This is a genomic window from Vogesella urethralis (genome assembly GCF_007644045.2).
In the GTDB taxonomy this organism is placed as follows: domain Bacteria; phylum Pseudomonadota; class Gammaproteobacteria; order Burkholderiales; family Chromobacteriaceae; genus Vogesella; species Vogesella urethralis.
In genome coordinates, this window is the sequence record NZ_VMDW02000098.1 from 82,643 (window position 1) to 97,080 (window position 14,438).

Consider the following 14,438-nt stretch of genomic DNA (forward strand, 5'->3'; position numbering starts at 1 on the left):
GGCAGAAAAAACAAGGCCCCGCATCGCGGGGCCTTGTGCATTCTTAAGCCGGTTGCTCGGCGCTGTCCGCCGGCGGCGTCTTGCGCGAAATCACCGCCACGAAGCGGCATTCCAGCTCCAGCATCAGCTCGTCGATGCGGATGATCTGCAGCTGGATGCGGTCGCCGTTTTCCAGCTCCGGCAGGCCGGCAATGCGCAGGCGCAGCGGCACGCCGTCGATGCGCACCAGGTCTTCCTTGATGAAGGTGGCGGTCGGCTCGGTCACGCCCTCCTGGCTGAACCAGCGCAGGCACCAGAAGTGCTCCATCTTGTCCTGGAAGCCCAGGTAGGCGCTGTAGGCGGCGTCGAAGTCGCGCAGCAGCGCAAACAGCATGGCGTCGCCTTGCGCGTACTGCGGGTCTTCGCCACGGATCATCGCCACCAGCTGGCGCTGGTTCACAAAGTCGGACGCACGGCGCAGCGGCGAGGTGCTCCACGCGTACTGTGCTACGCCCAGGCCGATATGCGGCTCGGGGCGGGTGGTCATGCGTACCTTGCCCATGCTTTGCGCACGGTACATGGCCGGGATGTCGGCTTCGGCCAGCATGCGGCCCCACTCGCTGTTGGCCAGGATCATCAGCTCGGAAACCAGCTTGTCCATCGGCGAACCGCGCTTGCGGATGGTGATGCGCACCTTGCCGTCTTCCACGGCAAAGTTGTAGTCCACCTGCGGCGGGCGGTTCGGGTCTGGCGTCTTGCCGCGGAAGGCTTCGCGGGCGTTGGCAAACTGCCACAGCCAGACCAGCTCGCGCTTGAACGCGTAGTCGGGGCCGAAGCCGGGTGCGGCCAACGTGTCTTCGTTGAACACCTGCTCCAGCTGATCGTGGCGCAGGTTGGCCGCAATGTGCACGCGCTCGACGCGGTTTTCGAAATCCACCAGCTCGAAGGCCGGGCTCACTTCCACGTACAGGCTCAGCGCCGGGCAAGCCTGGCCTTCCTGCAGCGTGAACTGTGCCACCACGTCGTCGGGCAGCATGGTGATCTTGTCGCCGGGGAAGTACACGGTGGACAGGCGCTGGTGCACGATCTTTTCCAGATCGCTACCCGGCGCAATGCCCAGCGTGGGCGCGGCAATGTGGATGCCGACACGGATATTGCCGTTGTCCAGCCACTGTACCGACAGCGCATCGTCGATTTCGGTGGTGGCGGCGTCGTCGATGGAGAACGCCTGTACCTCGGCCAGCGGCAGCGCCTCCGGCAGCGTGGCGGGGGCATAGTTACCAAAACCCAGCCCTTTGGGGAAGTGCTCCATCTGGAAGCCGGCCATCAGGTAGGCCGGTACCGACGGAATGCCACCCACTTTGTCGGCCAGGCGCAGCGGCGGCAGGCTGGTGGCGCGGCTGGCCTGGTCGAAGGCCTTGTATTCCAGCGTGTTCTTGTCCGGGCGGTACAGGATGGCCATCAGGTGGCTGCGGATGGCGTCCGGCAGCGTGCCGGCGGCCAGCTCGGCGGCCCAGGCGTCGATCTGTTCCTGTTCGCGCTTTTTGCGCTCGATACCGGCCAGCGCGGCTTTCAGCGTTTCTTCCGGTGCGGCCTTGAAGCGGCCCTTGGCCTTCTTGTAGAAGTACATCGGCGCGGCGTACAGGCGCAGCAGGATGGCGGCGTTTTCCAGCGCATTGGGGGCGTGGCCGAAGTAGTCGGCGGCCAGGGTGTCGAAACCGAATTCGTCGTCGCCGCAGCATTCCCACAGGAAGTCGACGTCGATATCGGCAGCAATCGCTTCGGCAGCCGGCAGAAAGTCCTGCAGCGCGCTGCTGAACTCCAGGAACACGTTGGCCGCTTTCAGCTTGGTGCGCTTGCCGTGCTGGGTGTCGATTTGCAGACTGGCGTCAGCGCGGGACACCACGCTGCCGACCTTGAAGCTGCCGCTTTCTTCGTAAAAGACGTTCATACTGCCTCTGGCGGGACCGGGGCTGCCCCGTGCTGTCAATGGAACAGGAGATTATAACAGCAGGCTGCGTCATACCGCTTTACTGTCGGTATACTGACAATCTTTGTATAAATGTCCGTTTAACTTAGCCATGTCTGTTCAGACACTTCCGCAAACCCTGCTGGGCCTGTCCCAGGAAATGGACCACGTTGGTCGCCAGCTGCTGGATCGCTGGGACCCGGAGCTGGCCCGCCGCTTTACTGCGCTGAGCCAGTGTTTGCAGGGCGTGGCCGAGCAGGCGGGTGCCGACGAGTTGTTGCGCGCCAACGACGAACTGGCCGCCCAGCTGCGCGCCTGGTTGAAGCGCCGCCGCGCTCAGGACGACATCCTGGGCCTGCGCCAGCAACTGTCGCTGGTGACGCAGCTGGCCAGCATGCCGGCCCCGCCGAAGAGCACGGTGGCCAGCGCGCCATTGCGGCAGAGTCATCGCTTGTTTCTGTGGGCGGGCGAGCGTGAAGTGGATGATTACCTGATCGAGCAGCTGGCCTGCTTCGGCTACCGGCTGGACGTGTTCCGTGATGCCTTGCAGCTGCAGCAGGCCTTGCGCCAGCACACGCCGGGGGCGTTGGTGGTGTACAGCGATTTCGTCGGCGACGAAACGCTGTTCCCGCCGGGCATGCCGCTACCGTGCCCGCTGCTGTACGCCAGCCCGCGCCGCGATTTCGAGGCCAGGCTGAAGGCCGTACGCAACGGCGGTCAGGGCTACCTGAACTGGCCGCTGGGCGTACGCGAGTTGCTGGACGCGCTGGCAGTGCCGCAGCCGCAAGACCGCCGCAACCCGCTGCGCGTGCTGCTGATCGAAGACATGGGTTCGCTCGCCGGGCTGTATTCGGCGGTACTGAGCCAGCACGGCATCCTGACCGAGCAGGTGACACGCCCTAGCCAGGCGCTGGAAGCGATCGAGCGCTTCCGCCCCGACCTCATCCTGATGGACATGTACATGCCGGAGTGCGACGGCAAGGAGCTGGCGCGCATCATTCGCCAGCAAGGCCTGATGGACGGCATCCCGATCATTTTCCTGTCGATGGAAAAACGGCAGGACATCCAGCTGGACACGCTGGCGCTGGGGGTGGACGGATACCTCACCAAGCCGGTGTCCAGCGACGAGCTGGTGGTCACCGTCACCACCCGCGCCCGCCGCTACCGCAAGCTGCGTTCCTACATCAGCACCGACAGCCTGACCGGCCTGCTGAACCACACCCACCTGTTTGCGCGGCTGGAGTACGAGTTTGCCCGCGCTCAGCGCGAACGGTTGCCGCTGGCGATGGTGATGCTGGACCTAGACCACTTCAAGCGCATCAATGACAACTACGGCCATCAGGCTGGCGACGAGGTGCTGGTTAACCTGGCGCGCTTCCTGCGCGAGCGCCTGCGCCGCAGCGACCTGATCGGCCGCTACGGCGGCGAGGAGTTTGCGCTGGTGTTGCCGGGCATGACGGTGGACCAGGCTTACCGGCTGATGGAAGAGATTCGCGCCGATTTCGAGCTGCTGGACCAGCAGTCGCCGCGTGGCCGCTTCCGCCAGACGTTTAGCGCTGGCGTGTGCGGCATCGAAGGCATGCCGGACGTGGTGGCAGTGGTGCAGCGTGCTGACGCCATGCTGTACCGCGCCAAGGAGCTGGGCCGCAACCTGGTGGTGGCGTGGAGTAGCGAGCAGCACGAGCGGCTGCCCGTCGCGTTGCCGCGTTAGGCGGGTATCGCACAGCAACAAGGGCGCCTGCGGCGCCCTTGTTGCTTGCTACGGCGGCCAACCTTATACCGGGTCGGCCAGGTACATGCGTACGTTGTGGTCGTCCAGCAGCTTCTTCAGGCTTTCCGGCGGCATGGCGTCGGTAAAGATGGCGTTGAACTCGCTGATATGGCCCATGCGTACCAGCGCATTGCGGCCGAACTTGCTGTGGTCGGCGGCCAGGAAGCGGTGGCGGGCGTTGTTCATCATCGCCTGCGCCACGCGCACTTCGCGGTAGTCGAAGTCCAGCAGCGAACCGTCAGTCTCTATGCCCGACACACCGATGATGGCGTAGTCCACCTTGAATTGGTTGATGAAGTCCAGCGTGGCCACGCCGGTAATGCCGCCGTCCGAGGCGCGTACCACGCCCGAGGTGATCATCACCGTGAAATCGGGGTTGGCCGACATGATCGACGCCACGTGGATGTTGTTGGTGATCACGCGCAAGCCCTTGTGGCTGGCGGTCAGCGCCTGCGCCACCGCTTCGATGGTGGTGCCGATGCTCATGAACAGCGAGGCATGGTCGGGAATGTTTTCCGCGATCATGTCGGCAATGTGCGCTTTCTCGCTTTGCAGCTTGCCCTTGCGCGAGAAGTAATCCTCGTTCTCCACGCTGTTACCCAGCGCCGCGCCGCCGTGATAACGGCGTAGCAGGTTGGCCTCGCACAGCTGGTTGATGTCGCGGCGGATGGTCTGCGGCGTCACGTCCAGAATGCGCGCCAGCTCCTCGATGGGCATAAAGCCATTCTCGCGCACCAACTGCAGGATTTTGTCGTGTCTAGGTGATCGGCTCATGGGGCTAAGTTCGGAATCGAAAATTACCCCGAGTCTTTAACATATTTTTGCTGCATACGGCAACTTTGCCTTGTCATAAACGAATACTTGCGGTGAAAAAGCGCCAGTACGTCGCGTGCTTGTTGCGGCGGCATTGACAAGGCAAGCCAAGCTGCGGGTGTAAAAAAACCTGCCCGGCGTGGCCGGACAGGTTGCAGAGTCGATGCTGCCTTCCCTGCGCGCTACAGCTGCGGCCGGCCGGTGGCCATGCGGCCCACCGCCAGCCTGCCGCAGTCGCCGCAGGCCGCAGACAATCAGAAGTTGTACTTGATGGTAGTGATCAGCGCGCGCTGGTAAGTGGCGGAGCCCAGCTTCTGGTCGGCGTAGCGGTAGGTCAGGCCACCGGTCACGCTCTTGGTAGCGTTCCACCACAGCGACACGGCGCCGTTGTTAGCCAGTTTGCGGCCGTTGGCCACTTTGCCGTCCTTGCCCATGGCCAGGTAGCGGTTTTCACGATCGAATTCGATTTCGTGCCATTGGGTTACCATCAGGTCCTGACCGGCGGCCTTGAACGGGAAGCCCAGTACCCAGCCGGCCATCATGCCGTTGCGGTGTGCACCCACGCCTTGCTTGAACTCCTGGTGCGCGCCCAGGAACGGCTTCACCCACAGGTTGCCGGCGGAGAAGCTGGTGCCCAGACCCAGTACGCGGTTCTGGTCGTAGAACTTGCCTTCACGGAAGTCGTACACGTGGGCGTAAGCCTGTACCGGCAGGTTGCCGATCTGGGCCACATTCACGCGGGCTACCACTTTGGAAGCGTAGCGACGGTTCTGGCCACCTTGCTCGCGGGTGTTCTGATCCGGGTTCTCGATGTCGAGGAAACCGTACACATCGCCCCAGTTGCCGCCCATGCCGCCTTCGGCTTCCAGGTAGGCAAAGTCGGCCTTGCCGCCGAACGGGCCCTTGTTGGTGCGGTCCTGGGTGTTGGAAGACCAGTCCAGCCAGTTGGCGCTGACGTTGCTGAAGGTGTAATCGGCGTGTGCGAAGCCGGCACAGGAAGCCAGTGCCAGGGCGATCAGAGTAGTGCGAGTTGTCATGTTGTTCTGCTGCTAAGTCGTTAAAAAAGCAAACCGTTTTGCTGCGGATGCCGGCGGGTAGCCGGTTGGCGGCAAAACGGGGACGCGGAGCATAGCAGAAAGCGGGCGTGATGCGCAGTCAAACACCCGTTTAGGACAAATGCTGTGTGATTCCTGCACGATCGCCGTCATAACATGACGATGGCGCATGAGTGTTGCATGAGGCTTACTCGCCGGCCACCGGCCAGCCGTAACGGCGCAAATCGATACGGCCGTTGCGGCCAACCTCGACGCCGTCTTCTTCCAGCAGCAGGCGCTGGTAATCCGCTTGCGGTGTGCCGGGGCGGGCAATGTGGCCACTGCTGCTAACCACGCGAAACCACGGCCAGCCGGCGCCGTCGGGCGCGCTGGCCAGCAGCTTGCCCACGTGGCGGGCGTGGCGCGGGTAGCCGGCTAGCGCTGCCAGCACGCCGTAGCTGCTGACCCGCCCCGGCGGGATGGCCAGCAGCTGCGCCAGCACCGCGCGTTCGAAGGCGGCGTCCATCAGCCGTAGCGGCGGTCGGCCACGAACGGGTTGCTGCGGCGCTCGTCGCCAATGGTAGTGAACGGGCCGTGGCCGGGCACCACCGTCATGTCATCCGGCAGCGCGAACAGCTTGCTGCGGATGGCATCGATCAGTTGCTCGTGGTTGCCCATCGGAAAGTCGGTGCGGCCGATACTACCCTGGAACAGCACGTCGCCGACGATACAGACGTTGGCCGCACGGCTAACGAACACCACATGGCCAGGGGTATGGCCCGGGCAGTGCAGGACTTCCAGTTGTTGCTGGCCGACGGTGACGCTGTCGCCCTCGTGCAGCCAGCGTTCCGGCGTCAACGGCTCGGCCCGCGGAAAGCCGAACATGGTGCCCTGGCTGGGCAGCTGGTCCAGCCAGAAGCTTTCGGCCGGATGCGGTCCTTCAATGGCCACGCCCAGCGCATCTGCCAGCTCGCGTGCGGCGCCAGCGTGGTCGATATGGCCGTGGGTGAGCAGCAGCTTTTCTACCGTCAGCCCTTGGGCATCGATAAATGCGCGGATGCGGGCGATGTCGCCACCGGCATCGATCACCGCCGCCTGGCGCGTTGCATCGCACCAGATCACCGAACAGTTTTGCTGGAAGGGTGTGACCGGAATGACCTTTAGTTGTAAAGCCATGGTTATAGAATCCTGGTGGATTTAAGGTGGGCGAAATTTTGACAGCCTGTCTGTCGGTGCAAAAGTGCTTTTGCCGCTTGCCGCCACCGGCGGAAACAACGATGCTACAAGCAGCCATCACCGCATTACTGTATTCATCATGCCCGATTTTTCCGAAAAAAAGCCGTATCTGCTGCAGTATCGGCGCCGTTTCATGCTGGTTCTGGGCATCCTGTTACTGGCTGAAATCCTGTTTCATCTGTTGTGGTTGCCGTGGTTGTCGCAAAGCTGGCTGTTCAGCGTCGGCGGCCTGGCCGAGCTGACGGTGCTGTCCATCATCGTGCTGATGTTCTGGGGTGTCCAGCGTGAACCCTTACCTGACGCCGCCTATAACTGGCTGACCTGTGGCCTCAGCCTGTGGCTGGTCAGCGCGGTGGCCGACATCATGGATGAAGTGGTCGAGCAGCCGCGCTGGTTGTCGGCCTTCGGCGAAGACCTGATGCGGGTATTCGGCATGGCGCTGGTAGCGGGCGGCGTGTTCAGCCTGATGCGGCATGCCCGCCGCGTGCACCAGCAGCTGCAAAGCCTGGCCAATACCGACGAGCTGACCGGGCTGTGCAACCGCCGCCAGTTCAACCGCCTGGGTGCCAGCATGCAGCCTGCCGGCATGGGCTTGCTGCTGTTGGACCTCGATCATTTCAAGGCGGTCAACGATACCTACGGCCATAGCGTGGGTGACGAGGTGCTGCGCGAACTCGGCCGCATCCTGGCGCGGCAATGCCCGCCGGGTGGTGTGGCCGCGCGCCTGGGTGGCGAGGAGTTCGCTGTGTTGCTGCCCGACATGCCGGAGGGTCGTCTGCTCGACTTGGCCGAGGCCGTTCGCCTGGCGGTAGCCGGCATGCAGGTGCGCGCCGAACTGCAGCTCACCACCAGCGTGGGCGTCGGACGCCTGCGTTTGGGTGAAACGCTGGAGCAGCTGCAGCAGCGTACCGACCGCGCCTTGTACCGCGCCAAGGCATTGGGCCGCAATCGCAGCGAGTGGGCGGATTGACGGCACTGCTACAATAACGGCAACCCCTATTTGCGGAAGCCGTCATGAGCCTGATCCCCGAAATCAAACCGCAGCAGTCGATCGAACTGCTGAAAGAGCTGCACATCCTTACCCGCGACGGCAAGATCAACCAGGATACCCGCCGCAAACTGAAGCAGGTGTACCACCTGTACCAGTTCATCGAGCCGCTGATGGCGGACGTGCTGGCGCAGAAAGGCAGCCTGAGCCTGGCCGACCACGGCGCCGGCAAGTCTTACCTCGGTTTCATCCTGTACGACCTGTTCCTGAAGGACAAAGCCGACGCCACCGTTTACGGCGTGGAAACGCGGCAGGACCTGGTGGACAAGTCGGTCGAGCTGGCTAACCGGCTGGGCTTTGCCGGCATGCAGTTCCTGAACCTGACCGTCGAGCAGTCCATCACCTCCGACGCCTTGCCGGCCCAGGTCGACATCATCACCGCGCTGCACGCGTGCAATACCGCCACCGACGACGCCATCCGCTTTGCGCTAGCCAAGGACGCCCGTTACATCGTGCTGGTACCGTGCTGCCAGGCCGAAGTGGCCGCCGTACTGCGCCAGAAAAAGAACGAGACTTTCGGCAAGACGCCACTGTCCGAGCTGTGGCGCCACCCCATCCACACCCGCGAGTTCGGCAGCCAGCTCACCAACGTGCTGCGCTGCCTGCAGCTGGAGGCGCGCGGTTACCAGGTGACGGTTACCGAGCTGGTGGGCTGGGAGCACTCGATGAAAAACGAGCTGATCATTGCCAAGAAGGTGGGCGGCGGCAAGAAGAGCGCCCGCGAACGTCAGGAAGCCATCCTGCGCGAGCTGAATCTGGAAGCGCTGCGCGAACGTTTCGCTTACTGAGCACGCTGCCATGTTGCCGCGCCGCCTTGACGCCAGCCTGCTGGCCGACCTGTGGTTTTTCCACGCCGTGGCCGAAGCCGGTGGTTTTCGCCGGGCGGCTGCGGTGCTTGCCATTAGCCCGGGCGCCGTCAGCCAGCGCATGCAGCGGCTGGAAGCACGGCTGGGCCGGGTGCTGATGCAGCGCGGCCCGCGCGGTTTCGTGCTGACCCAGGCCGGTCAGCAGTTGTACCTTGCCGCGCAGCAGGGCTTTACCGCGCTGGGCGACGGCTTGGCCGCCTTGCAGACCCACGGCGCCAGCGTCCGGCTGGTGGCGCCACCCTCGCTGGCGCTGGGCTGGCTGCTGCCGCGGCTGGGCCGGTTTGCCGGTTTGTACCCCGATATCGTGGTCGACCTGCAGGCCGACACCGTCGCGCCGCAACGGCCGGCGGACCCGTCGCATTTGTACCTGTGCTATCTGCCGCACCCCCCGCAAGATGCCGTGCCGCACTGGCCCGAGTACGGCATGCCGGTGCGTTCGCCGACGGCGGCGCCGCCTGCGACCGGTTGGCCGCTGCTGCACGACGACAGCCCGTGGAGCGTGTCGTCGGCGCCGGGTAGCGAGTGGGCACGCTGGCTGGCGGTGCACGGTCGCCCGGCCGGTTGCGGGCTGGCCGAGCGCCATTTCAACCAGGCGCAGCTGGCGTATCGCAGTGCCGAGGCCGGCGAGGGTGTGGCGCTGGGGCGCTGGCGGCTGGTGGCGCCCGCCTTGCAGGCTGGCAGCCTGTGCCGGCTGGACGCCACGCCGCCCTTGTTGCTGGGCTGCTATGCGCTGTACGGTGGCGAGCGCAGCGCTGCGGTGGCCACGCTGGCCGGCTGGCTGGGCGACGAGTTGGCCGCCGACGCCGTCGGTAGCTGACTCAACTCGCCAGCAGCGGCAGAAACACCTCATCCGGCAGACCGTTGCCGCCCGTCGTCCACACTACCGGTATCACGTCCTGCGCCCATTGGCTGGCGACCAAGCGGTGGGCCACAAAGCCGGCAGCTGCCGACGGCTCCAGCCGCAGGCCATATTGCTGCCATTGATGACGCACCTCGCTCAGCAAGCTGTCGTCGCTGACGGTGACTACGGCATCTACCAGGTGTTGCACGATGCCGGCTACGGTGGCCGACGCGCGTGGCACGGCCAGGCCATCGGCCAGCGTGCGGTTATCGAGGCCGATATCGTAAACCGATAGCCGGTCGTCGCCGCTGGCCAGCCGCAGCAGAAAGCACGGCGACGCCACCGGCTCCACGAACACGATCTGCACCGCGTCGCCGTACAGGCACTTCAGCCCGAACGCCACCCCGCCAGGCGCCCCGCCGACGCCGCAGGGCAGGTAGACGCGCAGCGGCCGCGCCGGCGTCGGCAGCTGGCCGGTGGCGTCCAGCTGGGCTTTCAGGTCGCGGGCGGCTGCCGCGTAGCCGAAGAACAGCAACAGCGAACTCTCGTCATCGATGAAATAGCTGGCCGGGTCGGCGGCGGCCAAGGTGCGGGCGCTGGCCAAGGCGGTGGCGTAGTCGCCGGCGTGCTCCACCACACGGGCACCCAGTGCCCGCAGGCGGTCCTTCTTCCAGGCCTTGGCGTCGCTGGACATGTGGACTTCCACCTGCAGGCCCAGCGCGCGTGCCATCACGCCCACGCTGTAACCCAGGTTGCCGGTGCTGCCCACCAGAATGGTGTGGCGGGCAAACAGCGCACGGGCCGCGTCGCCGGCCAGCACGGCGTAGCTGTTGCCGCCCTCCAGCAAACCGGCCGCTTGCGCCAGTGCTTCGGCCTGGCACAGCACCTCGTAGACGCCACCGCGTGCCTTGATGCAGGCGGTAACCGGCAGCGCGTGGTCGGCCTTGACCAGCAGCTCGCCATCCTGCCAAAGCAAGGGCGAGTCGATACGGCCATCGGCCGCCACGCTGTCCGGAAAACAGTGCGCCAGCAGCGGGGCAAAGCGCTGCCAGCGGGCGATGGCAGCGTCGATGTCGGCGTGGCCGTATGGCAGCGACGCCAGCGCGGCCGCGGCCGGCAGCCGCTGCGGGTTGTGCCACAGCAAGGGCTCGGCGCGGGCGAGTTGGGGAGGGAGGGTAGGGCTGGTCATGGTGTTCTCCGCTGGGGGCAATGCATGGCAGTGTGCGTGCCGGCCGGGCAGGGCGACAAGCCAGCAATACTGAGCCAGCTGTTTAGCATTGCTTAACACCTGGTGTGGGTGCCAGATCCGCCGGCCAGCAGGCAACGGCGGGCTGGTGACAGCTTGGCTTTTATAGCGCAGGCAGCTTGCTCGCTATGCTGACAGCTGTGTACCACGTTGCGGTCTTGTCGCCATGATCCTTTCCGCCTTGAGCGAGCTGTTCTTTTCCGCCCTGCCCAGCCTGCCGCTGTTTGCGTTACAGGCTGCGGCAGCGATCGGCATGATCGGTACCGTCCTGGTGCTGACCCGTTATCGCGGGGTGGCCATCCGTCAGCGCGGCCTGCATCTGGGGCTGGGCATGGGGCTTACCATCTACCTGATCACCTGGTTCGTATCGGCGTCGATGAAGGGCCCGGTGAAGCTGAATCTCACCACCGACCTGCTGCTGCTCAGCGGGGTACTGGGTGGCTGGCCGGGCGGGCTGGCCTGTTATGTGCTGAACACGCTGGCGCGCTGGCAGTTCGCCGGGACCGACCGGCTGCTGGCCAGCATGCTGGACACGGCGGTACCGGTGCTACTGGGTTGCCTGTTGCACCGGCGTTGCCTGTTGCCCATTCGCCGCCGCTTCAGCTTGCGGGTGGTGCTGAAGGTATGGCTGGTCCGCGTGGTGGCGACCTACGCCGGTTTTGCGCTGGGGCTGACCGTCATCACCTTGCCTGCCGGCTTGGTGGCGCAATTGCTGATGCTGCGCCTGCTGGTGCTGCCGTTGTCGTTCTGCATCCTGTACCTGTCGTTGCGCATGGTGTACATGGACGCGCAGATCGATGCACAGCGCCGCCGCGAGCAAGCGCTGGTACGCACCGATGCGATGAGCGGGCTGCCCAACCGGCTGGCGCTGGACGAATGCCTGGCCATGCAGCCGGCACCAGCGGGTTGCCTGCTGGTGCTGGAGCTGTGCCGGCTGCGGGATTTCCTGCTGTTGTATGGCCCGCAAGCCGGCAGCAAGCTGTGGCAGGGGCTGGGCCAGTTGCCCGCCGACGCACCGTTATGGCAGCCGCTGCAGGGTTATCGCTGGCAGTTGTTCCAGTACGGCGATTTTTCCTTGGCCATCGTGCTGCACGATGCCCGCCTGCCGGCGCTGGAAACGTCGGGCGCGGTGGATGATTTCCTGCTGCGGCTGGGTGAATACCTCACCGCTGCCTGGCCGCAGTTCGTGCCGGGCTTTCGCTGTGCCGTGGTGGAGCTCGACGCCCGCGCCGCCGGCCACGAGCCGGCCTACCGCCACATCACGCTGGCGCTGACTGCCCGCGAAGGTGGCGTGGCGTACTTCAACGACATGCTGCGCCAAGATACCGGCCTCGACCGCGACATCGAGACCGCCCTCAGCCGCTGGCGGCTGGCGCCGCACACCATGCCCATCCATCTGCAGCCCAAGGTCCGCGTCAGCGATGGTGCCCTGCTGGGGGCCGAGGCGCTGTTGCGCATGCAGCACGCCAGCGGCCAACCGGTGTCGGCGATGCGGGTCATTACCTTGCTGCGCCAGCGCGGCCGGTTGGCCGAGTTTGAATGGGTGTCGCTGCAAGCGGTGGTGGCGATGCTGCCGCGCTTGCGCGCACGCTTTCCCGAGCTGTGCGTGGCGGTGAACGTGTCTACCGAATCGCTGTGCCGCCCCGACTTTGCCAGCGGCCTGTGTCAGCTGATGGCCAGCTATGCGCTGCCCGGCAGCGCGCTGCGGCTGGAGGTGGTGGAATGGTGCGATGTGCTGCAACTGCCGCAGGTGGAGCGCAATATGCAACGCCTGGCCGAGGACGGCTTCAGCCTGTCGCTGGACGACTTCGGCGTCGGTTACTCCACGCTGATGCTGCTGACGCGGTTCGCCTTTTCCGAGGTGAAGCTGGAGCAGTCGCTGGTGGCCGATCTGGATAACCAGAAAGCCTGCAATGTGGTGACGCTGGCGGTAGAAGCGGCGCACCGCAGCGGCGCGCAGGTGGTGGCCGAAGGGACCGAAACCGCCGACATGCTGGCGCAGGTGCGCAGCCTGGGGGTGGACGTGGCGCAGGGTTACCTGTTTTCGGCGGCGCGCGACCTGGACAGTTTCATGCTGTTACCGGCTTATCTGCCGTTGCCGGCAGACGAATCGGCTTCCTGCGTCTGAGCTGCCAGCCAGGCTCGCTTCTGCGCGGCGCTCATCGCCTTCACTGCGTGCTCGGCGGCCAGCGCGTCACCTTTACCGTCAAACTGCAGCACCAGCGCAATGCTCAGCGGCGGAAAGCTGCGCGTATAGCGCGCCCCCTTACCGGCGGCGTGCGCCGCGTAGCGCTTGGCCACATCGGTGGTGATGCCGGTGTACAGGCTGCCGCCTCGGCAGTGCAGCACGTACAGATACCACAAGCGGCCGGGGTTGGCCGCAGCCTGCCCGTCACTCACGCCAGCGCCTGTGCCAGGTCGGCAATGAGGTCGCGCACGTCTTCAATCCCCACCGAGCAACGTATCAGACCGCCCGGAATGCCCAGTGCCACCCGTTCTGCCTCGCTGCATTCCACATGGCTGGTGGTGCTGGGAATCCCCAGCAGCGTATCCACCGAGCCCAGCGTGGCGGCGCGAATCAGCAACTGGCAGCGCGGCAGCATGGCCTGCACTGCGGCAAAGCCGCCGGCCAGCTCGAAGCTCAGCACGCCGCCAAAGCCCTGCATCTGGCTGGCGGCCAGCGCGTGCTGCGGGTGGCCGGGCAGACCGGGGTAGTTCACCTGTGCCACGGCCGGGTGGCTTTGCAGCCATTGCGCCAGCGCCAGTGCGTTGGCGTTGTGCTGGCGCATGCGCAGTGCCAGCGTCTTGATGCCGCGCAGGATCAGAAATGCGCTCATCGGGTCCAGGCAGGCGCCGTGGATCTCGCGGTAGTGGCGCAGCTTGTCGGTCAGCGCGCGGCTGCCGCAGGCGATACCGCCCATGGCGTCGGCGTGGCCGCCCAGAAACTTGGTGGCGCTGTGCAGCACCAGGTCGGCGCCCAGTGTCAGCGGCTGCTGGTTCACCGGGGTGGCGAAGGTGTTGTCGATCACCACCACGGCCCCGGCGGCATGGCCGGCGGCGGCCAGACGGCGGATGTCCTGCACTTTCAGCATCGGGTTGGTCGGCGATTCCAGGTACAACAGGTCGCAGCCCTGCGCCATGGCGTCGGCAAAGGCGTCGGCGTCGGTGGTATCGCATAGCGTCACCTGTACGCCCCAGTGCGGCAGCGTGTGCTGGAACAGGTAATGGCTGCCGCCGTAGGTGTCCTTGCCGGCCACCACGCGGGCGCCGGGGTGCAACAGCGCCATGAGCGTGCTGCTGATGGCGGCCATGCCGCTGCTGAACGCCACGGCTGCCTCGGCGCCTTCCAGTGCGGCCAACCTCGCTTCCAGCGCCAGCGTGGCCGGCTGTGCGGTGTTACGGCTGTACAGCGGGCCGGGCGCGTCGCCGCGTGCCACTTGCTCCCAGCTGGCCACGTCGGGGTAACCGTGGGCGATGGCAAACTCCACCGGTACGGCCAGTGCGTCGTGCGGGCGGAACGGGTCTTCGCCAGCGCGGACGGCCAGCGTATCGGGGTGCAGGGTGGGGCGGGTCATGGCAGCTCCGGGCGCAAACATGGCGGCATGCTGCGTGGCCGGCAGGGCCACTGTCAAGCC

The 14,438-nt window shown here is 65.5% G+C and carries 13 protein-coding genes; 5 read left to right on the forward strand and 8 right to left on the reverse strand.

What is annotated here, in order from left to right; genetic code table 11:
• Positions 1-43: 43 nt before the first annotated feature.
• Positions 44-1,930, reverse strand: coding sequence for a ribonuclease catalytic domain-containing protein (locus tag FLQ03_RS11780; RefSeq protein WP_144370929.1), 1,887 nt, complete (start codon positions 1,928-1,930; stop codon positions 44-46).
• Between the two features lie 130 nt (positions 1,931-2,060).
• Here FLQ03_RS11780 and FLQ03_RS11785 point away from each other — a divergent pair, with 130 nt between their 5' ends.
• The gene (locus FLQ03_RS11785) at positions 2,061-3,659 is read left to right on the forward strand and encodes a GGDEF domain-containing protein (protein ID WP_240802267.1); all 1,599 of its coding nucleotides are present in this window, start codon (positions 2,061-2,063) and stop codon (positions 3,657-3,659) included.
• Between the two features lie 63 nt (positions 3,660-3,722).
• Here FLQ03_RS11785 and FLQ03_RS11790 read toward each other — a convergent pair whose 3' ends face one another.
• The 4 genes from FLQ03_RS11790 to FLQ03_RS11805 form a co-directional block, all read right to left on the reverse strand.
• Entirely contained in the window at positions 3,723-4,493 is a 771-nt protein-coding gene (locus FLQ03_RS11790; RefSeq protein ID WP_144370930.1) for a DeoR/GlpR family DNA-binding transcription regulator, read from the reverse strand.
• Between the two features lie 293 nt (positions 4,494-4,786).
• Complete coding sequence (locus FLQ03_RS11795; protein WP_144370931.1) at positions 4,787-5,569, reverse strand: outer membrane protein OmpK; 783 nt, start codon at positions 5,567-5,569, stop codon at positions 4,787-4,789.
• Between the two features lie 205 nt (positions 5,570-5,774).
• Positions 5,775-6,092, reverse strand: a complete 318-nt coding sequence (locus tag FLQ03_RS11800; RefSeq protein ID WP_144370932.1) for an MGMT family protein — start codon at positions 6,090-6,092, stop codon at positions 5,775-5,777.
• Entirely contained in the window at positions 6,092-6,742 is a 651-nt protein-coding gene (locus tag FLQ03_RS11805) for an MBL fold metallo-hydrolase (RefSeq protein ID WP_144370933.1), read from the reverse strand. The genes FLQ03_RS11800 and FLQ03_RS11805 overlap by 1 nt, the downstream gene beginning before the upstream one ends.
• A 193-nt stretch (positions 6,743-6,935) precedes the next feature.
• On the opposite strand from FLQ03_RS11805, the gene FLQ03_RS11810 reads away from it, so the two are divergent.
• The 3 genes from FLQ03_RS11810 to FLQ03_RS11820 are packed head-to-tail and all read left to right on the forward strand — an operon-like array spanning position 6,936 to position 9,533.
• On the forward strand, positions 6,936-7,772 hold the full coding sequence (locus FLQ03_RS11810) for a GGDEF domain-containing protein (RefSeq protein ID WP_170252397.1): 837 nt from the start codon (positions 6,936-6,938) through the stop codon (positions 7,770-7,772).
• A gap of 44 nt (positions 7,773-7,816) precedes the next feature.
• Complete coding sequence (locus FLQ03_RS11815; RefSeq protein ID WP_144370935.1) at positions 7,817-8,638, forward strand: class I SAM-dependent methyltransferase; 822 nt, start codon at positions 7,817-7,819, stop codon at positions 8,636-8,638.
• Positions 8,639-8,648: 10 nt separating this feature from the next.
• A complete protein-coding gene (locus tag FLQ03_RS11820) occupies positions 8,649-9,533 on the forward strand; it encodes a LysR family transcriptional regulator (protein ID WP_144370936.1) in 885 nt (294 codons plus the stop codon).
• A gap of 1 nt (position 9,534) precedes the next feature.
• On the opposite strand, the gene FLQ03_RS11825 is transcribed toward FLQ03_RS11820, so the two are convergent.
• Positions 9,535-10,746, reverse strand: coding sequence for a D-serine ammonia-lyase (locus FLQ03_RS11825; protein WP_144370937.1), 1,212 nt, complete (start codon positions 10,744-10,746; stop codon positions 9,535-9,537).
• A gap of 223 nt (positions 10,747-10,969) precedes the next feature.
• On the opposite strand from FLQ03_RS11825, the gene FLQ03_RS11830 reads away from it, so the two are divergent.
• Positions 10,970-12,931, forward strand: a complete 1,962-nt coding sequence (locus FLQ03_RS11830; RefSeq protein ID WP_144370938.1) for an EAL domain-containing protein — start codon at positions 10,970-10,972, stop codon at positions 12,929-12,931.
• Here FLQ03_RS11830 and FLQ03_RS11835 read toward each other — a convergent pair.
• On the reverse strand, positions 12,889-13,203 hold the full coding sequence (locus FLQ03_RS11835; RefSeq protein WP_144370939.1) for a GIY-YIG nuclease family protein: 315 nt from the start codon (positions 13,201-13,203) through the stop codon (positions 12,889-12,891). The genes FLQ03_RS11830 and FLQ03_RS11835 overlap by 43 nt on opposite strands.
• Positions 13,200-14,378: an aminotransferase class I/II-fold pyridoxal phosphate-dependent enzyme gene (locus FLQ03_RS11840; RefSeq protein ID WP_144370940.1), complete on the reverse strand. Its 1,179-nt coding sequence runs from the start codon at positions 14,376-14,378 to the stop codon at positions 13,200-13,202. The genes FLQ03_RS11835 and FLQ03_RS11840 overlap by 4 nt, the downstream gene beginning before the upstream one ends.
• Between the last annotated feature and the right edge of the window lie 60 nt (positions 14,379-14,438).